The sequence below is a fragment of the Streptomyces sp. NPDC058812 genome (genome assembly GCF_042744565.1).
In the GTDB taxonomy this organism is placed as follows: domain Bacteria; phylum Actinomycetota; class Actinomycetes; order Streptomycetales; family Streptomycetaceae; genus Streptomyces; species Streptomyces thinghirensis.
Map to the genome: position 1 here is coordinate 446,566 of NZ_JBHYOB010000005.1, position 21,708 is coordinate 468,273.

Annotated in this window: 13 protein-coding genes and 5 pseudogenes; 11 read left to right on the top strand and 7 right to left on the bottom strand. The window is 67.0% G+C overall.

Annotated elements, in window-relative coordinates; genetic code table 11:
* Positions 1-23: 23 nt before the first annotated feature.
* Positions 24-314: pseudogene (locus ACFW48_RS13790) on the bottom strand (transposase family protein); the annotation flags it as partial.
* A gap of 102 nt (positions 315-416) precedes the next feature.
* On the opposite strand from ACFW48_RS13790, the gene ACFW48_RS13795 reads away from it, so the two are divergent.
* The 4 genes and pseudogenes from ACFW48_RS13795 to ACFW48_RS13810 all read left to right on the top strand — a co-directional run.
* Complete coding sequence (locus tag ACFW48_RS13795) at positions 417-1,040, top strand: SMI1/KNR4 family protein (RefSeq protein WP_386313917.1); 624 nt, start codon at positions 417-419, stop codon at positions 1,038-1,040.
* 189 nt (positions 1,041-1,229) lie between these two features.
* The gene (locus ACFW48_RS13800; protein WP_386313920.1) at positions 1,230-2,570 is read left to right on the top strand and encodes a hypothetical protein; all 1,341 of its coding nucleotides are present in this window, start codon (positions 1,230-1,232) and stop codon (positions 2,568-2,570) included.
* A gap of 156 nt (positions 2,571-2,726) precedes the next feature.
* Positions 2,727-2,867 (top strand): hypothetical protein, encoded by a 141-nt coding sequence (locus ACFW48_RS13805; RefSeq protein WP_386313922.1) that lies wholly within the window; start codon positions 2,727-2,729, stop codon positions 2,865-2,867.
* 24 nt (positions 2,868-2,891) lie between these two features.
* Positions 2,892-2,990, top strand: a pseudogene (locus ACFW48_RS13810) (hypothetical protein); the annotation flags it as partial.
* A 73-nt stretch (positions 2,991-3,063) separates the two neighbouring features.
* Here ACFW48_RS13810 and ACFW48_RS13815 read toward each other — a convergent pair.
* Positions 3,064-3,252, bottom strand: coding sequence for a hypothetical protein (locus tag ACFW48_RS13815; protein ID WP_386313924.1), 189 nt, complete (start codon positions 3,250-3,252; stop codon positions 3,064-3,066).
* A gap of 663 nt (positions 3,253-3,915) precedes the next feature.
* Between ACFW48_RS13815 and ACFW48_RS13820 the strand changes: the two genes are divergently transcribed.
* Together ACFW48_RS13820 and ACFW48_RS13825 are read left to right on the top strand one after the other, a co-directional pair.
* On the top strand, positions 3,916-7,251 hold the full coding sequence (locus ACFW48_RS13820; protein WP_386314011.1) for an RHS repeat-associated core domain-containing protein: 3,336 nt from the start codon (positions 3,916-3,918) through the stop codon (positions 7,249-7,251).
* A gap of 945 nt (positions 7,252-8,196) precedes the next feature.
* Positions 8,197-8,493 (top strand): hypothetical protein, encoded by a 297-nt coding sequence (locus ACFW48_RS13825; RefSeq protein ID WP_386313926.1) that lies wholly within the window; start codon positions 8,197-8,199, stop codon positions 8,491-8,493.
* On the opposite strand, the pseudogene ACFW48_RS13830 reads toward ACFW48_RS13825, so the two are convergent.
* Positions 8,467-9,287: pseudogene (locus ACFW48_RS13830) on the bottom strand (SDR family NAD(P)-dependent oxidoreductase). The gene ACFW48_RS13825 and the pseudogene ACFW48_RS13830 overlap by 27 nt on opposite strands.
* Before the next feature lie 399 nt (positions 9,288-9,686).
* On the opposite strand from ACFW48_RS13830, the pseudogene ACFW48_RS13835 reads away from it, so the two are divergent.
* A pseudogene (locus ACFW48_RS13835) lies at positions 9,687-9,986 on the top strand (HNH endonuclease); the annotation flags it as partial.
* 317 nt (positions 9,987-10,303) lie between these two features.
* On the opposite strand, the gene ACFW48_RS13840 reads toward ACFW48_RS13835, so the two are convergent.
* Together ACFW48_RS13840 and ACFW48_RS13845 are read right to left on the bottom strand one after the other, a co-directional pair.
* On the bottom strand, positions 10,304-10,624 hold the full coding sequence (locus tag ACFW48_RS13840) for a hypothetical protein (RefSeq protein ID WP_386313928.1): 321 nt from the start codon (positions 10,622-10,624) through the stop codon (positions 10,304-10,306).
* A 305-nt stretch (positions 10,625-10,929) separates the two neighbouring features.
* Positions 10,930-14,994 (bottom strand): SGNH/GDSL hydrolase family protein, encoded by a 4,065-nt coding sequence (locus tag ACFW48_RS13845; protein WP_386313931.1) that lies wholly within the window; start codon positions 14,992-14,994, stop codon positions 10,930-10,932.
* Positions 14,995-16,230: 1,236 nt separating this feature from the next.
* On the opposite strand from ACFW48_RS13845, the gene ACFW48_RS13850 reads away from it, so the two are divergent.
* Together ACFW48_RS13850 and ACFW48_RS13855 are read left to right on the top strand one after the other, a co-directional pair.
* The gene (locus ACFW48_RS13850) at positions 16,231-16,788 is read left to right on the top strand and encodes a hypothetical protein (RefSeq protein ID WP_386313934.1); all 558 of its coding nucleotides are present in this window, start codon (positions 16,231-16,233) and stop codon (positions 16,786-16,788) included.
* Between the two features lie 152 nt (positions 16,789-16,940).
* Complete coding sequence (locus ACFW48_RS13855; protein WP_386313938.1) at positions 16,941-17,279, top strand: hypothetical protein; 339 nt, start codon at positions 16,941-16,943, stop codon at positions 17,277-17,279.
* Here the strand turns inward: ACFW48_RS13855 and ACFW48_RS13860 are convergent.
* Together ACFW48_RS13860 and ACFW48_RS13865 are read right to left on the bottom strand one after the other, a co-directional pair.
* Positions 17,262-17,444 (bottom strand): hypothetical protein, encoded by a 183-nt coding sequence (locus ACFW48_RS13860; protein ID WP_386313941.1) that lies wholly within the window; start codon positions 17,442-17,444, stop codon positions 17,262-17,264. The two genes, ACFW48_RS13855 and ACFW48_RS13860, sit on opposite strands and share 18 nt — an antisense overlap.
* 146 nt (positions 17,445-17,590) lie before the next feature.
* Positions 17,591-20,107, bottom strand: coding sequence for a Helicase associated domain protein (locus ACFW48_RS13865; protein ID WP_386313944.1), 2,517 nt, complete (start codon positions 20,105-20,107; stop codon positions 17,591-17,593).
* A 369-nt stretch (positions 20,108-20,476) separates the two neighbouring features.
* On the opposite strand from ACFW48_RS13865, the gene ACFW48_RS13870 reads away from it, so the two are divergent.
* Together ACFW48_RS13870 and ACFW48_RS13875 are read left to right on the top strand one after the other, a co-directional pair.
* The gene (locus ACFW48_RS13870) at positions 20,477-21,229 is read left to right on the top strand and encodes a DsbA family protein (RefSeq protein ID WP_386313946.1); all 753 of its coding nucleotides are present in this window, start codon (positions 20,477-20,479) and stop codon (positions 21,227-21,229) included.
* Between the two features lie 306 nt (positions 21,230-21,535).
* A pseudogene (locus tag ACFW48_RS13875) lies at positions 21,536-21,708 on the top strand (MinD/ParA family protein); the annotation flags it as partial.

Consider the following 21,708-nt stretch of genomic DNA (forward strand, 5'->3'; position numbering starts at 1 on the left):
GGCACTGCGAATCCACGCGCGGTCAGCAGCGAACAAATCTCGCTGATCGCCCGTCCGATGGTGGAAGAACCCACCTCGTAGATCACTCCGAGTGCCTCGTGGGTGAGTCCCGTCCGCAGGCGGACAAGCGTCGCCAGGATTCGGTCGGTGAAGACCAGCTCGTACTTCGGCCCGGCGCCGGCTTTACGCTTCCGGGCTCCGTGCCGCCGATCGTGCCGGACTGATTCGCACCGTGCGTCCCAGCGTGCCGCGAGCTCGGCGATCAACTCCTCCAAATGCTGAGCCGTTATGTCGCACAACGCACGGTGCGACATAACGGCACGAACTTGCTTAATCTTCACACCTCAAGAACCTGGCGAGGAGCATCCATGTCACGGCAGAGTCCTGACCGCTCGCTCGCGTCTACCCTCACCTGTATGACGACCGATTGGATGGCGGAAGACCAACGTGTGGCTCAGGGGCGGCGCGTTGAGGAGCTCAGCTGCCCACGCGCGAGGCAGATCGCCTCCCCGCCGCCGCTGTCCGAAGCGGAGATCTGCGAAGCGGAGGCGGAGCTGGGCATCACGTTTCCGGATCAGTATCGAGAGTACTTGCTCCGGCGGAGCGCCGGCGGCGCGGTGAATCGGCTATGCCGATCCGCGGCAGGCTGGGGCTGGCATGGAGACTCAAGCACCAACTACGACTTGCTCACTACTGGCTTCCCGCATCCTGACTCCTACCGTGCTTACGAGGATGAGCTGGACGCGCGCGAGCCGCTGATGCAGGACTTTCCGGACCACAATGCCTACCAAGCGGCATGGGAGCAGTGGGACGCCGAGTACGAGGTGTTCCAGGAGCGCAAGACGTCCGGCGCTGTTTTCATCCAGGACAATGGCTGTGGCTTCTCGACCCTGCTTGTTGTCTCCGGTCCGTACCGGGGCTCACTGTGGTTCGACGGCCGGGCCACCTGCGACCAGATCCTTCCTCTGGAACTGGGCGGTCAGCCTGTGTCGTTCATGGACTGGCTCGCTCGCAGGTCCATGGATCTGGTCCGATGGTGAACGCGGCCGGGTTGGCACCGGGCCGAGTCGGTCCGACTACCTGGTCGAAGAATTCTTGACTCAACCACCGATGAGAACTCGGTGAGACTAATCGCGGGTCAGGTCGTTGGCGAGGCTGGGATCAGCGCGGCACCATGTCAGTGCCGTGCCGTAAATTGCCAGGTATCACGCGTTCCCGGCGACGAGGGGATGAGGGTGCGCAGGCCAGTTGAGGGCGAAGTCCACATTGACTACGGTCAGATCTATGTCGTGAGTGATCCGGACAGCTTCGGCCCGGACCTCCAGGAGTCTTTTGCCGGCCAGAGCGCCGGGCTGTGCGGGGCCGCGGTGACAGGCGCACTGTGGTTGTCGACCGGGCTGCACACGGGCAGCGTCGGCTTCACCGTCGAGGTGCACGACCAAGCCCCGCCGCTGGATCCGGCGTGGGAGGACGTCGTGGAGGCCTCCTTCCGGCCCGTCTCGGCCAGCAGCGCTCTCGTGCAGTGGGCAGCGGAAGCCTCCTGGGAGCTGGACTTGGAAGAGACGGACTACCGGGTGCGCTACTGCGCCCAGGGCCTGGACGAGGCACACCAGCAGGACACCCGGCTGGACGACGAGCCGCAACTGGACTGCTACTTGCTGCAGTTCTGGCCCGCTCCACCCGCACCGGACCGTGTCCTGAAACAGGCCTCGGCGACTGCCGCGTACTGGCACGACTACGCCCGTCGGCAGCCCGCTCCACCTACACCGGCCGAACGCGCCGAAGCCGAACGCCAGGCCCGCCTCGCGCGGGAACAAGCCGAGGAAGAACGCCGGCTCGCCCACGAACGATGGCAGTGGGGCGGACGATCGCCGAGCCGCGCCCTGCGCGAGGTCGGTGGCAACGTGCGCGGCCTGCTCGCCTTCGACCCTGCCCTCGTCCACGCCATCGACGCCGCCACGCCCGAGACCCAGCGGGCGACAGCGCTGTTGGCCGCACGCCGCGGCTGTGAGGCGGCCGGGCTCACCGACCTCGAGTGGATCGCCGCAGGGCTCACCGCCCTGGCCGAGGGCCGCCCGCTGCCGCCGCCCCTCGACGCCCCGGCCCATGCCTGGCGGACTCTGGAAGCGGACCCACAAGTCCCCGACAGAACCGTCGGCCGGGCCGTCCCGCCCAAGCGGCCCCCCTTCCAGCCACCCGCCCGCAGCGACGCGCACACGCCGATGCCCAAGCCCATGTCCCTCCCACGGATCACAGGTCCCGCGGCCGTCCTGGTGAAGCCGCCGGACCGTGCCGTACCACCGACACCGCAGCCCGGGGAAGCGATGCCGTACACGACGAGGGTTACCCTCGGCGAGCCGGACCCGTCCCTGCGGATGTCCCAGCCCCACATGGCCCTGCCCGCGCTGCTCGGCGCGGCCGAACCCGACCCGCTCCAGGCAGCCCTGGACGCGGTGTACGCGGCCGTGGCCGCCTACGGCGAGGATTACCAGACACTTCTGCGAGAGGTCCGGTCCGCCCTGCCGGGAGCTGTGAAAGATAGTGCAGTGTGGGAGATTTCCGGTTCATGAGCTACGACCTTGCTGTCTCGGAAGGCGACAGACCGGCAGACGACAAGACCGCGGGCCGGGTCTTCAGGACAGGCTCAGGCCGTTTGGGCGGCCTCCAGCGCAGATGTTGACGGCAGGCGCAGACCCCCTTGACGCTGATCAGCAGGCGGGCGGATCGTGACGGTTCGCGTCACGTTCCACCCTGCGCCCTGCGTGTCGTCGACCTGGCGCTACGTCGTGCGCCCTGACGGCTCCTTCTACCGCGTCGGCGACCTTGATGGCAGCTTCGACGACGTCAGCGACGAAGAACTCGCTTAACTCCGCCCCGAGCGGGACGAAGACGAACAGCCGGCCCGGCCCTGCTCCCGCTGCGGCACCGAGTTGCTCCTGCACTGGCACGGTCCGCTGATGACCGGAGTCTGGATAGAACTCTGCCCGGCCTGCGACGCCCGACTCTTTCGGCGGCTGCCTGTCCGGTGCAATATTCACACCTCGCGTGTATGGACGGCCGTCCCTAGGCCGCCTGGTCCCAGTGATCCGGGAGGGTGTCCTCGCCGGGCGGTTCCTGTGTGTCCTTGTCGCGGGCGCGCAGGATGGCCCAGGCCGGGATGGATAGGCAGGTGAGGTACCAGGGCAGTGGCCAGACGATAGGCCACCAGGCTGCTTGAGGTGTGGCGAGGAGGTCGAGGGCGGCGGTGGTCATGCCGGCGGCGAGGCTCCAGCACAGCAGGCGCCCGGCCCACCGAACGGCGGGAGTGGGACGTCTCGGGGCGGGGGAGTGGCCGCGGGTGCATCTGGAACAGGGCATGCGTCTGCCCAGTGCGTTCATCGGGGAACGTCCTTCACAGCAGGGGTGGTTGCCGCGGGCTGGGGGACCACGCATGCAGAACGGGGCAAGTGTGCATTCCGTGAAGGCTTGAACCCAGGAGCCGCTCGCGTTCGCCGCCGCCTCTGAGACAATTTCTCCGGTCTGCACGTTCTTGTCATGACCAGCAAGAACGATTCGGTGACTGTTGTCTCACGGTGGGCCGGGTGGTCTGAACCTGACCGAAAAGGCCCGGTCGCTGGCCTAAGACTCTAAGAGGTGCGCATCGTTCGAACGGTTCCGGTCGATGTGCTTGCCGAAACCGGTGGCGACATCACCAGTTACGCCCGCTCAACGGTCCTATTGCGGCGATAGAAGTAGTTTTGCCCCGGTGAAGCGGTGGGGCCGATTCCGCCCCGCATGCATAGGACGTTCGAGGGGACGCCGGGCCGGTTTGTGTGCTTCTTGTGTCAGCTTGTGTGCCGCTGGTGGCCGCTGGGGTCGCCGGGTCTGACTTCCTGTGGGGGGAAGCTGATGCACTCGCGTGCTGCGCGCACGCCCATGTGGCGTGCCCGGAGAACACATAGAACCGCTCTCGTCTCGGCGATCACCACGGCCGCCGTGGTGATCGCTGCCGCGCCCGGCCTGGCGGCCGGCCCGAAACCGGACCTGCCGGAGCCGGAGAGTCCGTGGACGAAGCCGACCAAGGTGGAGGCTCCCGCGACGCCGGCCGGCTCGGTCAAGGCGCCTGGGTCGGAGGTGGAGGCCAGACCGTCGGCCGAGGTCGCGGCCTGGCGGGCGGCGCAGAAGGCCCGCGCCATGGGCGAGGAGCCTGCCAAGAGTTCCCCATCCCGCTCGGCGGCTGCTGCGGACGCTGCGGCGGCTGACTACCTGCCCGAGGGGCAGGGCGAGGTGCCCTGGCACCGAATCCTGGACACCCGCCTGAACGACGCGCTCGTGGCGCGGGTGAACGTCTCCAACGGCAACCTGATGCTCGCGGCCACGGATTTCGACATCGCGGGTGTCGGGCAGAAGCTCCGGCTGACTCGCACGTACAACTCACTCGAGGCGCCGTGGGGGAAGGTGTCGCAGCGCTGGTGGCAGGGATACGAACGCTACCTCCAGGTGGGCGACGGTGAGGTGGACGTCTTCGACGCCACTGGCAACCTGCTGCGCTTCACCGCCAACGCGGACGGCACGTACACGACGCCGACGGGCTACTCGAAGGATCTGAAGAAGAACGCGGACGGCACCTACACCCTGACCGACCGCAAGTCCGGCTCGAAGGACACCTACAACGAGCACGGCACCCTGCTGAAGGTGACGGACAAGAACGACGGCACGATCACCGTCGACCAGCACGACGAAGGCAGCGAGCACAAGGGCTTCAAGCTCACCGAGACCCGCTCGGGCCGCTGGATCGACCTGGTCAAGACGGACGCGAGCCAGTGGCAGGCTAAGGACCACACCGGCCGCACCGCCGTCCTCGACCTGGACGCGGCCGGCAACCTCGCCAAGGTCACCGACACCGTCGGCAAGGCCACCGCCTACGAGTACGACTCCTCACGCCGGGTGACGAAGGTGACCACCCCCGAGGGCACCGTCACCCTGTTCACCTACGACGCCCACAACCGCGTCACCTCCATGCAACGCGCCACCGCGTCGTCATCGAGCGGTCACACGGGCCCGACCTGGCGCTACGACTACAGCGCGGCCACCCCGGCGGACGCGGGCACGACGACGGTCACCGACCCGGACGGCGACGCCACCAAGTACGTGCACAACGCGGACGGTGAGGTCACCAAGGTCACCGACCCCCTCGGGCACTCCCGCCACTCCACCTACAAGAACCACCTGACCCAGACCGCGACTGACGCGATGGGCACCGGCGCCGACGGCACCGGCGGCAACACGACGACGTACGGCTGGGACGGCCGCAACAACGCCGTCTCCCAGAAGCTGCCGATGGGCGCGACGGCGTCGGTGACCCAGTACCAGACGATCGCCGGCACCGACCTGCCCAACGACTTCACCACCGCCGACGGCCGCAAGGACAGCTTCAAGTACGACGCCAATGGCAACACGATGTCGGTGACCACGTCGGGTACCGCGGGTGCGACGCGCGAGTTCACCTACAACGAGGCCGATCCGAAGTGCGGCGGTTTCGAGGGCCAGCGCTGTACCGCCGAGGACGGCAACGGCAAGGTCACCTCGTTCACCTACGACGACCACGGCAACCTGATCAAGGTGAAGCCGCCGGCGCCGCTGGGCGAGACGACCTACACCTACGACGCGCTGGGCCGGGTGGAGACGGTGAAGGACGGCCGCGGCATTACCACCGTTTACGGCTACGACTCCCGCGACCGGGTGCGCGAGGTCTCCTCGACCAACTCCACCGTCACTTACTCCTACGACGGTGACGGCAACGTGAAGTCCCGCACCGACGCGTCGGGCACCACGAAGTGGGCGTACGACGAGCTCAACCGCGAGAGCGTGCGCACCCTGCAGAACGGCGCGCAGACGGCGCTGGCCTACACCCCCGGCGGTGACGTCGACTTCTACACCGATCCGACCGGGAAGACGGACTACACCTGGGACAAGGGCGGCCGTCTCGACTACCTGACCGCGCCGGACGGCAAGAAGACCGACTTCGACTACAACAACAACGACAAGCGCACCAAGACCGTCTACCCCGGCGGCACCACCCAGGCCGTCACCATCGACGACAACGGCCGCCCCCAGCGGATCAAGACCACTTCGGGCACGCAGACCTTCGTCGACCTCGCCTACAGCCACAAGAACACCGCGGGCAAGGACACCACCAAGATCCGCACCCGCACCGACAACCTCACCAACTACACCACCACCTACGACTACGACTCCCAGGACCGCCTGCGCTACGCCTTGGAGGCCGACGCCGCGGGTGTGCGGAAGGCGTCGTGGCTGTACTGCTGGGACAAGGCCGGCAACCTCACCAGCCGAGACGGCAGTAAGAGCACCTGCCCCGGCGGCACCACGTACACCTACAACGACGCCTCCGAGTTGACCGGCAAGAACGGCTCCACCACCGGCTGGTCCTACGACAAGCTCGGCAACGAGACCGGCGCAGCCGGCAACACCCCGCGCACCGGTGAGACCTGGACCGACTACAGCCAGCTGTCCGGCATCACGGCGGGCGGCAAGACCTACGACCTGGTCCACGCCGGCACCACCAACGCCGAACGCACCAAACTCGGCGCGACCTGGTTCCACCACACCGCGCTCGGCCTTGCGTCCACGACCACGAATGGTGTCGACACGGGATTCGTTCGCGAGCCTTCGGGCACGCTGAACTCCATGACGACTGGGGGGAAGTCCTACTACTACCTCACCGACGCCACCGGCAACGTCCTCGGCCTCGTCGACGACGCGGGCAAGCGCACCCACATCTACGCCTACGGTCCGACGGGCCTGCCCCGGGGCACCACGACCGAGGCCGTTCCCCAGCCGTACCGCTACGCGGGCGCCTACGCCGACCCGACCGGCCTGTACAAGATGGGTCACCGCTACTACGACCCGTCTCTCGGCCGTTTCACGCAGCCCGACCCCTCGGGGCAGGAGGAGAACGCCTACCTTTACGCGGTCGGAGACCCGGTCAACCGAACCGACCCAACCGGCTTGTTCAGCTTCTCGGACATTCTGGATACCGGTAGTAAAATCTTCGGCGTCGTGTCAGGTTGCGTGTCGGGCATCGGTGCAGCCGCATCAACCGGAACCATCCAATACGCCGCTGCGGTCGGAGGAGTGGTCGGTGCCGGAGTCGGCAGCGCGGTCGGCGCCGGTGCCGCCGTGGTCGGCAGTTGTGCGTTGGGAGGCGTCGCGGGCTACTACGGAGCCGACATCATCACCTACGGATGACGTTCAAGAATCAGACGCCAACCAGACCATCTACAGGGAAGTGACGTAAGAATGACAGCGAGCGACGCCCCGATGACGGACGCTGTACGCGCTGTGCGGATCTTTTCCATCATTCTGATGGTGGGAGGATTGAGCGGATGTATCGCGGGAATCGCGACCGGTGACGCTGTTCCGATGGTGCTCGGGACGATCGCCGCGGCATGCGGAGTGCTCTTGGCAGTCTTTGCCGTACTCGCCGGCCGCAAGGGAAAGTCCTGACTCCCGATCCGCGAGGTGTGACCCCGCGTGCTGCAGGGTGACGGCGCCCTTGAGCGGGGAGTGAACACGGAGGCGCTCGGCCGAAGATCATGGCCGAGCGCCTCACGTCGGTGGGCTGCGCCTGGGCCATCGCTTGTGGCGTATCCGACGGAAACGCCTGATAGCTACAGATATCCGGTCTGGCCTCCTGGCACGGAGTGATCATCTCTGGCAGCCAGCACGTCGAATAACGACCACCGCACCAGCGCAGCAGCACCCGGCCGTCCGCATAGTGGGCGAGCTGGGCGCGGTAGCCGTCCCACGCCCGTGGCCGCAGTCACCCTGCTGCCCCCTGGTCCGCCAGCCCGATGGCATCCGCTTCCACGAATGCCTCACCCGCAGGCGCCGCTGGGGCGAGATCTTGCCCCTGGCTACGCGCACCCACCGCCTTTGCGGCGGCACGCTCTGTCCTCAGCAACGCTGCCACCTCTGTCTCGTCCGCCGTCAGGTTTTAGCGCAGTTTCGTGCCTACCCACTCGGCGATGTACCGGTGAGCGCATGTCCTGCCGGGAATGCAACCAGCGCGCCGGGCAGGCGCTCTGCCGCGCGCGACGGCAGACTTCTGTGGCCCGGCCGGGGTGGTGCAGCGTTCCGTCCGGGTTGGCCCTCAAGTCGACCAGCAGGCCGCGGTCGACGAACCGCCGCACCATGATCGCTGGTCACGTTCGAGGTTTCGAAGGCGTCGGCGATCCGGTCGGCCGCCGCGCCGCCCGGGATCCCGCCGGGGCCTGCCTCGGCAAACGTGAACTGCGCGCGCTGGTCGCCAACCCCTGCCTCCAGGTCTACGAGGACCCCAAGGGACCCCTGACCTGCCACCACGACGAGTTCACCGTGCTGTACAACCCCGACCGCGACCGGGCGGGCGACGGCGCCCGTCACACCCCCCTGTCATATGGTCGTCGGTGCGCGGCGCGGCTCCTACGGCGTGGCGGACGGCAGCGGTGACAGTCCCCCGACCAGGGCGCGGGCGGCGGCGAGTTCCTCGCAGGCGGCCTGCTCGGCAATCTCCAGGTAGGTGTAGGCGTCATCGCCCACCGGGATGCGCAACGGGGTGGGCACGTCGGCGGCGACGATGGCGAGGATCCGGGCGGCGAAGCCCTGGGGCCGTCCGGTGGCGGGGTCGCCCGCCATGCCGCGCACCGCGTCCAGGGTTTCGGCGGTGACCGCGGCGTACTCAGGCAGCCGGCGGCCCGACTCGGCGAGCGAGGTCCCGTAACGGGTGGCGAAACCGCCGGGCTCCACCACGGTGACTCGCACGCCCTGGCCGCCCACCTCCGCGGCCAGCGCCTGGCTCATACCCTCCAGGGCGTACTTCCCGGCGACGTACGCGCCCAGCCCGGGGAACGCCATCCGGCCCGCCAGGGAGGAGACGTTGACGATGTGCCCGCGTCCCTGGGCGCGCATGAGCGGCAAGACCAGGCGGACCAGCCGCCAGGGGCCCACGACCAGGGTCTCCAGCTGGTCGCGCAGCTCGGCGTCGGAGACTTCCTCGACCGCGCCGAAGAGGCCGCGCCCGCGTTGTTCACGAGGACGTCGACCCCGCCCAGACGGTCGGCGGCGGTGCGGACGGCATCCTCGCACTGGGCGGCGTCGCGCAGTTCCAGCGGGAGGGGGACGATCCGTCCGGGCCAGGCAGCGGCCAGGTCGTCCAGGGCGGCGGTGTCGCGCGCGGTGACCGCCACTTCGTGCCCCTCCCGCGCGCCGCCTCGGCCAGCGCCCGGCCCAGTCCCGAGGAGCACCCCGTCACCAGCCAACGTCGCCCCATCGCTGCCTCCCGCACGCTCTCGACGGCCCTCGCCTCCATGGCGCCGGTCCCGGCCCGGCCCGCTCCCATGGTTGGCGCAGGAGCGCCGACGGTCATCCCCTCACGCGGGGGCGCTCCGGTGCATGCCGGGGGCGTTCGACGGCGGGCAGGGGCCTGCGCCCCGGGGCCGCCGAGCGTTCTGGCGGCTCTCAGCATGGCGTTGCTGAGGCGGTGACGTGGCGGCTCGTCAGGAGCCGCAGGGGGTGTCGTTGGAGGACTGACCCCTGCTGTTGAGCCGGGACTTCCCCAGTTAGGGAAGTCCCGCGATTTTTGGCGGCAGCAGCTCCATGGGCACAAGGCCGCGGGCGCCCCGCCTCCCGACGCGGACGCGACCCAGAGTTGGGACAGTGGGGCGTCGGCCTGGACGGCGCAGCGCCGCGAGGCGTACGCCAACGACCAGGGCTCGGCCGTCAGTCTGGTGGCGGTGACCGCCCGTTCGAACCGGTCGAAGGCCGACCAGGATCCTTCGACGTGGCTGCCGCCGGCGGCTGACGTGCACTGCCGGTACGTCGCGGAATGGGTGGGCACGAAGCTGCGGTGGGCGTTGTCGGCCGACGACGCCGAGGTGGCGGCCCTGCGCGAGACGGCTGCGGGCTGTCCGGACCAGAGCGTGACGTACGAGCCGGCCACGTAGGCGGCGTCCGGCCGTGGGCGCTCACGGCGACCTCGGGGGCGCGAGCGCTGTTCGGCATTCTTGGGTGCGGGCCAGCCGGTGCGTGTCTCAAGATCATTTGATCGCTCGCAGGCCATGTGGACCACTGCGATCGAGTCCGTATCGTGCTGCACGGTCGATGGTGCTCGCCGATACGGCGTTGGGTTGTGCCAGGTGCACATGGTGCGTCGGTCGATCTCGTTCTGCACGGCTGTGAGGGTGCTGTGATCGAGGTGTCCTGCTTGGTCAGATCCGCCCTTCTGTGGGCAGTTCGCGCATGCTCGCTGGTGACGAGTAGGTCAGTGTGCGGGGGGAGGCTCGATGCATCCTGTTTCTGGGAAGTGCCCGTTGACGTTGACCCATATGCGTGAACTGCTCACCGCGCCGGAGATGCAGGCGGATTCACCGACGTAGATGCCGAAGACGCTCCCGTCGGCCGGGACGGTAGCGGTTGTGCCCGTGGTGCGGTTGCTGACTTCGACGCGCCAGGGGACAGCGATGTCCTCGAGGACGGGCAGCAGGTGTTCGGGGGAGATTCGCCCACGTTGCTGTTGCGTCTTGAGGACGGCTTTGACCTCCTGGGTTTTGGCGGTGGCTGCTTGTTGATCTTCGCGTGCCATTGCTCCTGGCCGGCGAGCTGCGCTGTTGTCCCCGTAGTTGGGCGGGGAGTCGGCCGGAGGCGAATGGGGGTCTGTGGCGGACGGGGGTGCTGAGTTGGCCTTGCGTGTCCCGTTCATGTTGGAGAAGAGGTCGTCCCCGCAGCCAGTCAGAGCCAGTGCGGCGACGACGACGCCGATGACGGCAGCAGTCCTGTGCGAGCGCATAGTTGCAGTGTTCCTGACATCGTGGGGATGCGCCTGAGTACGTGTACTCAGGTCGCGAGGGAAGGCGGGGCTCCTGGCTGGGGCCCCGCCGAGTTCGTTCCCTACAGGTCCATGAGCAGCATGGTGCCTTCCATGGAGTTGGCGTACAGGCGGGCGCCTGCGATCTTCGGGTGGAACGACTGGGCGGACAGTCCGTAGTTCTTGAGGATGGGCCAGTCGGTCACGGGTTCGTCGGAGTCGACGAGGGTCTTGACCATGCCGTGGACGGTTTCCGGGTCTCCGCAGACGGCCTTGCCGGCGAAGTCATCTGCCGGGTCGGAGAACCACGCCTTGTTGCCAGCCGCCCCAGCGTCGTCGATTGCGCCTTCCATGGCTTCGGCGAGCGTGCCGGCGACGCCGTTGAGCCACTCCGTTGAAGCCTCGGACAGCCCCAGGCTGATACCGGGCTGGAGGCGAAGGCAGTTTGCCTTGTCGGAGAAGAGCGGCGGGTAGCCCATGAGCAGGATCTTTGCGTTCGGTGCCTTGGCGTTGATCTGCTTCAGCGTTTCCGTGATGTCCGGCCGGACGATGGTATTGATGATTCCGGGGATGGCTTCGGCCAGGGGCTTGCCGACGTACTTGGTGTCCCTGCCACCGACGTGGGAGTCGGTGTCGCCGCTCTCGAACGTCTTGTTGGCGCAGCTGCCGTCGCCGATCGCGATCAGGCACTTCTGGATGACGTCGGCGAAGCGTGCGTCGTTGCCGCCGATGCTGATGGTGACCAGGGAGGTGTTCTGGTCGAGGTATCCCTTCTCGATCTGCGGTAGTTCCCCGCCGTTGTTCTGGACCACGCCTCCGTGGAGCACGTTGTACGTGCGGGCGCCGGAGCACGCGATCAGGCGGTAGTCCAGGGAGGGGTCGAGGCCGTCGGCTCGTTCACCGATCGATGCACTGCGCCCGGGGATCGTTGCCTGCCGTGACCAGGCCTTGGTGGACCGATGGCAGGCGTTGCGGGATGACGGGTTCTGCTCGTTGAGGTAGTTCGTCTCGGGGTAGTAGTCCTTGTTCCCGTCGGAGGTGCCTTCACCGGAGGAGTAGGAGTCGCCCATCCCGACGACGAAGTCCTTCGGCTTGCCTGGAAGAGGCGTGAACGCCACGGAGTCCCAGGCGATGTCCTCATCGCCGGTTCCGTCTTCGGTGTGCGTGGCCAGTGTCACGGTCGGGGTGCCGGTGAAGTAGAAGACGCCGAGGTCGGCCCAGGTGTTTTTCCGGATGCGCTGAGGATGGACGCGCTTGGGGCTGGTGGAGTTGGTTCCGCCGACGAGGTAGGCGGCCTGGCGTGTATGGGCCCCGTGGTCAGGGATGTGGGCGAAGACGCGCATCCACCCCCGCTTGCTGGAGCTCAGGGTCCACTTTCCGGTGACAGCCATGCGCTCGCCGTATGCGCTGGTTGCTGAGCGTGTGTGGGCGAACCAGAAGTGGTTGCCGTTTCCGGCGCCGATTTGATGCAGGTCCACGCGAGCGTTGTCAGTGCCGAAGGCAAAATCGAACGTACCGTTCGACACCCTGCTGCAGTTGCGTGCTGAGGAGCCGGCTGGGACGACGCTGGCTGGGATGTCGTCGACGATCAGGGAACCGCTGGGCAGTCCGGTGTTGCATCGTGGTGGGTAGGAGTTGGCGTCGGGCTGCTCCGGGTAGGTGTCGTTGAAGCGGTGGACAGGGTTGCCGCATTGGGCCAGGAGTGTGCAGTTCTTCCATGTCACCGGTTCGTTGAACCAGCACTTGAGGTAGAGCGGATCGTCCTCGTGCGGGTCACCAGGCAGCAGGCAGGGGCCGTTGCCGTCGTCGTTGGACGCCCCAGTGCTGATGGCCGAGGGGTTGCAGTCGTTGCTGGAGCTGCAGAAGAGATCGATGGGCGGCTTGGCCGCGGTACGGGAGCCGGTGCTGTTCCACCACGCTGCACGGTAGCCGGGCTGGAAATCACCGGGCGCGAACATCGCCGAGATCGGGCGTGCAGCCCAGCCGATGACCTTCTCCTCGTACGGCCAGTACTGGGGCGTAGCGGCGTGGCTGTAGTCGTCGGCGCCGTTGGCCTTCTCCAGGAACGGTGTCCGGTTTTCCTTCCACAGTGGGTTGGCCGGGTTGTTGGTCCAGCCCACGCCCCACTTGCCGCTCTTCGGCGATGACTTGGGGTAGTACCCGGAGTTGTAGGCCCACAGCGCGTAGAACCAGTTTTCGATGTACTTCGGGTGACCGTCGTTGATGATCATCCCGTCGGCGCGGGTCTGGTTCCACTTTTCGATGAGGATGTTGACGCCGGCCGCGATGTTCGCCGCGTAGTCGAGGGCGATCGCCTCCTGCTGCGTCGTCGTCTTCGGCTCCTCGCCCGGCCTCTCCTTGCCGTGCATGCGCATGCCGTCCGTCACCTGGGTGATGCCGTAGCCGCAGTCGGCGTCCGCCCAGTTGATCATGAAGGGGTCGGGCTGCTCGCCGTCGGGGTTGTACTCGACGCCGTAGAAGTTTCCGATCAGCGAGTTGCCGGTCGCTCCCGGCACGACGACTCGGCTGGCCTGCCACATGTTGGATTCCTGCGCGGTGATGCCGAGCATCACCTGTGCGGGTACGTGCCAGTCTTCCTCCCCCTGACCTCCGCTCAACGCGAGAAGGGGGAACAGCGTCTGGGGTGCGTAGCCGGCCATGCCGGTGTTCTTCCAGTTGCCCGGTCGGGTGGCACTCTTGTTGAGCTGGCCGACGACGGCCTGGTCGACGGCCCATTCGACCTGGCGAGGCGTGGGCTGAAAAGCTTGCTTCTTCGGATGGTTGCGGGGGACGGAGCACGCCCGGTCGGCCTCGACTGTGCCCGAGGCCGCCGCCGCAGCGGAACGGCTGCTCTTCGCCGTTCGAGTGCCGGAAGCCGACTGCAGAACGGGCGACGGGGTGGCACCCTTCCTGATAGCGGGCACACCGCCCAGCCGGTTGCGCAACGGCGGCGCATCCAGCACGACGCTCTTGCCGGTGTCAACCACATGGATCGCAGTCCGCGCGGTGCGTGCCTCGAGTGCCTCTGCAGCGCTGATGCGGGAATCTTTCCCGTCCGCCCAGGCGACCGTCACGGCAGCCTTGCCGTGGCTGGACATGCGGGCGTCCTTGGAGAGACCCCCAGGGTTGTGCAGCGGTGCTTTCGCCGCGGCGCTCGTGCTCTTGGCGCTGCCTGTCACGTAGACGTGGCCGGCCGGAGTGGCAGCCAGATCGAACTCGGTGAGCTTTCCGCGGGCGAGCACAGCGGGCTTGGTGTCTGGCCTCTTGCCGCTCAGTGCTGCTGCGCCGATTCGGGCGACGGTGGCGGTGTCGTCAGTGGCCACACGTGCTTTCCCGGACTCGCGGACGCGATCGATGAACGTAACGCCGCCTTCGGCGTCGGCCTTGAGCTGGAAGGGCCACGCCTTCGTGTCGGCGACAGCTTTGACAGCGTTATCCTTAACGGTAACGATGTGGTGCCCCGACGCTGCGACGATGCCCTGCCGAGTCGGGATGGCCGAGGTGACCTGACCTGCGACAGTCTGTTTCTGCTTGAGGCGGCCCGTTCTCGCGTCAACCATCTGCAGCCGCGTCTGGTTCTTCTCGGATGCGTCGTCCGTCAGCGCGGTGAAGACCGCATCATCGCCGGTACCGCAGCCAGGAGAGAAGTAGCCGAGCGTCGCTTGAAGCGGCAGCTTGGTGATCTTTCCGGACCTGAGGTCGACAACAGCGGTGAAGGCCCCGCGAGTCAGCAGCTCGGGCTCGTTGGTGAACGTACGCGGCGCGTAGGCGACAGCCGCGTAGTTGCCTGATCCGGTGACGCAAGCGTTGCCGATCCACGTGTCCGTCTCGAAGCCCGGCTCCGCGAGCGAGGCTGCGGTCTTCCACTCATACCCCTTCTTCTCGTCAGCGACGAGAAGATGGAATGCCGTACCGTCACCAGACGTGGTGAAGGCACGGTCGGACGAGGAAGCGAAGTCCGACCCCAGCACGGTGGAGCGCTTCTCGGAGGGGATGGAGTAGGGGCGGCTTTCTGCCGCCTTCTTCCCACTTTGCCCCTGAGAGCCAGACCAGCCTTGTGCGGCACCAGGGGGCGGCGTCTGCGCGAATGCCTCAGTGGTTGCGATTCCGGCCGCCAGCGACAGCGTCAAGGCTGCGATGAGTGGCACACGCGCATGTCTCAGTATGTCGTGTCTCAACGTCTTTCCTCTGTAGGCACAGGCGTGACCGCTTCGAAGCGGTCACGCCTGTGCAGGAGTAGGAGCAGGCACTCAGGGCCGCGCCGACAGCGGAGCAACGCTCAGCACTGCAGGAAGGAGGTGTCCTGAGAACCCGAGCACATCGGTGTTCCAGCGCCAATGAGTTCCTTGCGGCCGTATCGCCGCTGGGCGTTGGAGAGCGTTCGACTGAGGGGAACCCGACGAACTCGTCGAAGGTGTGCGCGTTGGTAATGCCGGACTGCACCAAAGTGGCTTGAGTCCTTCACGATTCCCCCCAACTGTCAGTTTCCTGTGCATGTCACAGGGTGCTCGAATGGTCGCACGCTGTATACGCGTGAGATCAAGTCCGGTATGCCGCGAAGAGGGTTGATGGGCAGGATCGCGAGCACATTCGTGACACAGTGGAGACATTATTGATGCCGAACATGTGAACAACCATTAGGTGCCACCCTGTGTCCGCGCGTCGCCCATGATGGCTTCGGTGAAACGGGAACCACTGCCTCGGCCTGCAGTAATCGCTGAGTCACAAGAAAATGAGCAAGCCGCGTTGGCGGTCGGCAGTGCTTAACCGGCGACTGCCTGCACAGGCCGGGACGCCATCTCGTCGGCCCATCCAGGCCCTATGGCACGGCTGCCACGGCGAACAGCTCGCCGAAGCAGCCAGCAGGTCGAACGCACCTCATGGCCGCGGGCAAGAACGCGCGATGACAGCACTGCCGGCCTGGCGCATAAGCGTGGCTCATTCATCACGGATGGAAGACGACGAGGCCGTCGTTCACCCGTCCATAACGGCGCATGGCCGCACCTCGCGAGCAACCAGCGTGTCAGCCACGGCAATCATGCATTAGCGGCATCGTTTCGGAGCAAATCGGGCAGCCGACTGTGAGCGATCAGCCCGCGAGCCATCATTTTGGCTAGATCACGCCCACAATGACTCCGTTGAAACGTCCGCTGGCGAGTGCCGTTTTCCGTGCGGTCACCGCCCGGCCCGGCCCTACGTGTTGCATCGGAACCGCCCTCGCCTCATGCCGGCAAGAGGGCGCGGTCTGGCAGAAACGCCCCCTATAAAGCACCCAGTCCTCTGGCCCTCGGGCGGGCCAGGAGTAACGACGCCGCTCGCATGTGCATTCGATGCGATACTCTCCGTGCGTCAGGATCACCCGACTGTCACTTTAAGGGGAGAAAGTGAAGACTGCTGTGCGCATTGGGGGCGTCTGCGCCGCCCTGCTCGCTGTGTCGCTGACGGTGCCGGCTGCTTCGGCTGCCGACCGGGCCGAGCCGAAGGGCAGCACGCCCCTCGCGACCGTCGACGTTGCGGGCGTCAAGGTCGACAGCGAAGCGTCAGGCGAAACCAAGCAGATCATCGCGGCCGACGCGGGGGCTGCCGCGGCTGCCGCCAACGTGTGCGGATCCGGCTACACCATCTCCGTCAGTGCCGCCCGCTACGGCACATACGGCACCACCTACACGTGGACCAACGGCAAGGTCACAGGCGACAACGCGTACTACGACAGGCCGATCTGCGCCGTGTTCTTCAACGACACCGGATCCGCGCACTACATGCGCCTCAAGCTGGGGGACAATTACACGGCCACCCCCGACGCCGAGGACAGCGGAACGTTCAGTTCCTACGCCGGGCCCGTCTACCAGAACCGCGGATACTGCGGCACGGCGTACTCCAACATGAAGATCGGCGGCAAGAACGTCGTCGACAACTATCTCCAAGTGGGTGCCTGCAACTAATGTCATCCCGCCCCAACGTGCTGCGCCCCGCAACTTGGGGCGCAGCTCTGGTCATGACTACCTTCATTATTGGGTGCTCGACCAGTGAAAGCTCGCCGCCTAGGCCCTCGTCCACTGTTCCGGCCGTACCGAGTGTCGTACCAAGCGACCCGGTGGCGTCAGCTGAAGCCAGTCCGGAGCCGTCGGCTGTCATCAGTTACCTGGGGAAGACGAAAATCATCACGCTGGGTGCAACGGAGGTCCGTGCCACTCGCAATGATCTTGGGTACAATGTCGCCTGCAATATGACCAACGCTTATGACAGGCCGCTCAACTTCCAAGTCACCGTCAGTATCGGTAACGGAAAAGATTGGGTGCGAACCACCGAATTTGATTTCGGACAAATAGAGGCAGGCCAAACCGGTAGGGAAACTGTCCTGGTGGAGGACTCTGGCGAAGGCAAACTGTCGGACGACCCAAAGGTCTATATCGACTCAGTTATGAACTACTGAATAACTTGAATTTGCTCGCATGTCGTCGGCCTGCTCGTGTACGACGCCGAAGTCGGCCAGGGCATGGCAGACCGTAAACCGCGCCGCTGTGGCCTCGTGCTGGTGGTGGCCGATGTGGGCCAGCTCCTGGCCGTACGCGTCGGCGTTGTGCCGCTCGGTGTTCACGCGGTGCTTCCCCGCCCCGGACCCACGTCCCGGTGAAGTGGACCTGGTCGGCCGCCCAAGTCGCCCAGCCGCTGTCACGGGGCGCAGTCGCCCGAGCAGATAGCCGGCCGCGAGTGCGGCGGCCGCGGTGACGACGACGCCCACCATCAGGACCACCGCATCCCGATCGCGGACAGCAGCTCCATCCGCTCCGGCGTCAGCGTCGTGGCCCGGCTGCGCTGATTCCCGATCCAGGCCCCCAGCTTGTGCTCTCGCTCTTCCTGGTCCTCGCCGACGGTCCGCTCGATGTGCTTCCTGGGAACCTGGAGGTGTCCCTCGCGTTCGTAGTACTGTTTGGCGGCCGCGTAGTTCATCGCCCATTTGTCGGCCTGGGTACGGCGCGGCTTCGGCTTCTCGTCCTCGCTGGCGGGCTCGATCCCGAGGACCTGCTCGCACATCCACCGCTGCACGGTCGTGAGCTGATCCCAGCCGAGCCGCACCGACTGCACCCACCGCCCCAGATCCTCACCCTGACGCAGGACCTCGCCCGCCTCGGTGGGCAGCGCCTCACCGGCGTCCAGGTGCATCCGCACGAGGTGGAAGCACCGCTGCCACGTCACCGGCCACGACGGGCACCAGGACGCGTCGATCTCCTCCAGCTGCTCGCGCCGCTCGTCCGACAGCGCCCCGGCCGACGACTGAACCGGCAGCCCCTCGGTACGCCGCTGCTCGATCTCCTGCGCCTTCCGGGCGGCGGCCCGCGCGTTCTTCAAAAAGATGCCTACCCGGTACCCCTGGTAGGTGGCGTCCAGCGGCGCCAGGAGGTGCCCGTGTTCGGCCGCCCACCCACGCGCGGCGGACAGGCCCTCTTCCCACGCGACGTCGAAGTGGCTCCAAACCATGCCGAGCTTCTCCAGCTGCGCGACGCGGTCCTCGTCCATGTCGCCGCGGGCGTAGAACCGGCGCGCGTCGGCGGTCCACTGCCCGAGCGGGAACCCGGCGAGCGAGGCCGGCCACACCGCGGCTTCGGCCTCCTGGTCGTCGACGGCGGGCACGCGGAATGTGAACGGCACGCGGAGGTCACCGTGCTCGCGGGCGTAGATCACGGCGGCCTCCACGCCGCGCCGCCAGTGCTCGTGCTCCGGGTTGAGGACGCGCAGGTTGATGAACGCTGCGAGGGCGGCCGGGTCGCGGGGCGTGGAGAACTTCAGCAGAGCCTTGGCTGGGGCACTGACACCTCCGGAGCCCTCGCCGCTCCCGCCCGTGCTCTTGCCGCTGTCGCCCTTGCTTACGGGCTTGTAGCGGCTCGGGGCCTGCTGCTCCGCGAGAGTCTCCACGATCCTGGCGTCGTGCGCCCGCAGCGCCTCCAAGAGCTTCGCCAACCCGCCGAACGCCCGGGACGTCAGCATGTTGTCCGCCGTCTCGCCCGGCCCGAGCAGCACCGGCACCACGAGCGACGCCACCTTGCCCTCGCCCGGCTGCATCCGCAGCGCCCGGCCCACCGCCTGGACCAGGTCCGGCATCGAGCCGCGCACATCCGCCCAGTACACGGAGTCACAGTTTTTGGTGTCGACCCCCTCGCCCAGAACCTTCACCGAGCACAGGAAGCACTTCTCCACCACGGTGCCGTCCGTGGCGACCCCGGCCGCGAACTCGCCCAGCAGACGCCGCCGGTGGAGCGGCTTGTGGTCGCCACACAGCCAGTCCGCCCAGATCGCCTTCGGGTACAGCTCGGGATCGCTGGCGTGCAGCTGCGCGGCGACGTCCGGAAGGCCGGCCGCGAACGCCTCGGCCTCCTTCACGACGTGGTGAAAGACCAGCGTGCGCCGGAAGCCCTCCTCCGCCGACGCCTTCACCAGGGCGGCCTGCAGCGCGGCGAGCCGCGCCCCACGGACCTCCGCCGACCGTCCTTCGGCGCCCAGGAGCTGCGCGGCCTGAAGCTGGGTGTCGGTGACGTCCACGCATACGACCTGGTAGGGGGCACAGATTCCCCTGTCGATGGCCTCCGAGAGCGTCAAAGTGAACGCCCTGCTGCCGAAGGGGCCCTCGGGGTCGTCTTCCATGCTCGCGACCAGCTCACCCGGTGCGCCGGCCTCGTCCCCGAGCTGCCACAGCCGGGGCGTGGCCGTCATGTACAGGCGGCGCAGGGACGGGATCTTCTGGTTGTCGTGGACGACCGCCCACGGCTTCCCGATCCGGCCCGAAACCCTGTGGGCCTCGTCCACGACGATCAGGTCCCAAGCCGCCAAACCCACAGCGTGCGCCCGCTCCAGCGTGCCCAGACCGAGGCTCGCGTACGTCGCGTACACGGTCACCTTGTCCAGGCCCCGCGTCCACTCCACCAGCTCGTCCACGTCCGTGGTGTTGGGGAAGGACACCTCCTCGCCCCGCAGCGAGGACACCCCGATCACCGGCCCCCGACGGCCCCCCTCACGCCACGCAGCCTCGGTCTGCGCCAACAGGTCCAGCGAGGGCACGAGCACCAGCACACGGCCCGCGCGGAGCTCCTCCGCGCTCCGGACCGCCACCCGGGTCTTCCCGGACCCGGTAGCCATGATCACCTGCGTTCGAAGCCCTCGTTCAGGCACAAGTGACCTTGCAGGCAATTCGAGGGCACGCACGACCGCGTCAATGGCTTCTCGCTGGGCCGCCTCACGCTGGTCTACGCGGTCTGCGCACGACATACTCGCCTGCCTTCTCCTAGGGTGCCGTCCGGTTGATTCGAGCGGCGGGAACGGCAAACCTGCACGTAGAGGAGTCACAAGAGCTCCACGGTGGACTGAGGCATTCGGGCACTGCTCTGTCTCCCAGGTAAGACCGCGTAGGAACTCGACATCTCTAGGAACAATCCAAGGTGGTGTGATCCGAGTCCAGAGTCTATCCATAGATGGAAACGAAGCACACCTGCCAAACGTATCCTTAGCGCGGCCTGGCACCGACCGAGCGAAGCCACGGGTCCATCGCGTGATCGAATACCTGTGCGTTTCCTGACAGGATCATCTACGGTCTTGCCAGTTCAGGGAGGGGATTTGATGGCGAGGAACTGCAGACGCGTGGCCGCTGTTGCAGCGATGGGTGCACTGGGGCTGATGCTGACCGGGTGCGGCCAGCAGGCACCGGTAAGCGCCCAGGCTGCCGAACAGCAGGAGAACAAGGTTCCGCCGTACGCGGATACGGAGCAGCTACCAGAGAAGCTGGCCGCCGACGGCACGACGATCGTGGTGGGTGACCTCGCTGCACCAACCAAGGTTCGGGTGTATGAGGACCCGCGGTGCCCGGTGGTGGAAGAGTTCGAGAACCTTGGCGGCGCCCCAGCACTCCAGGAGATGACGGTCGACCGTGAGACGAGGACGGAGTACACCTTCGCTTCGTTCCGTGATGACCGTCTGGGGGGAGACGGCTCGAAGCGCGCTGTCAATGCATTGCGGGCCGCGTTGGAGGCCGGCAAGTTCGTGGAGTACCACGAGGTGCTATTCCAGAACCAGATTGAGGTCGAGAGCTCAGGCGGCTTCACCATCAGCACTCTGCTGGAGCTTGCCAACGAGGTGAGCGGCCTGCGCAGTGACAGCTTCGATCAGGCCGTTAAGACGATGAAGTACGAGAACTTCGTCAAGGCTTCCCAGGAGGCGTATGACAGCGCCAACGGCGACGAACCCCTGGGCCCGGGAACGCCAACAGTTGTCATCAACGACAAGCAAGTACCCGAAGAGATCTTCGGATTGCTCTTCGAGGAAGATCTCTTCGAGAAGCTCTTGAGGTCAGCCCACCAGGCACCCGGCTGGTGGAAGGCTTACCAGCCGACCTGAACGAGGGTCAGGTCTACCCGACCCTCCACACCCTGCCCCCTCTCCTCGCTGCCCGGGCCGCAGGCCCGTTGCCGTGCCCGCGCAGCGGGTGCGGCCGGGTGGCTGGAGCGCAGCGGAAGCCACCTCACGGGGCCGCAGGCCCCGCCGCTCCGGGAGCGCAGCGGACGGAGCGTCACCCGCCTAGCGCAGCAAGGCGGGTGACGCTGATCGCGCAGCGATCAGCAGCGCTCACGCGGAGCGGGAGCGCAACCCCCGCGCGCAGCGCGGGGGGTTCGCCTGCCCATCGCGCAGCGATGGGGTACCCGCTCCGCGATGGTCGCCGAGGACTTCGCGCGGCACCAGCAGTCGCACGGGCTGTGGACCTCCGACGGCAACCCGCCGCCGGTCGCCGCCCCGCCCATGCCGGGACAGTCCGTGCCCGGTCAGCCGATGCCGGGACAGCCCATGCCGGGTCAGCCGCTGCCGGGTCAGCCCATGCC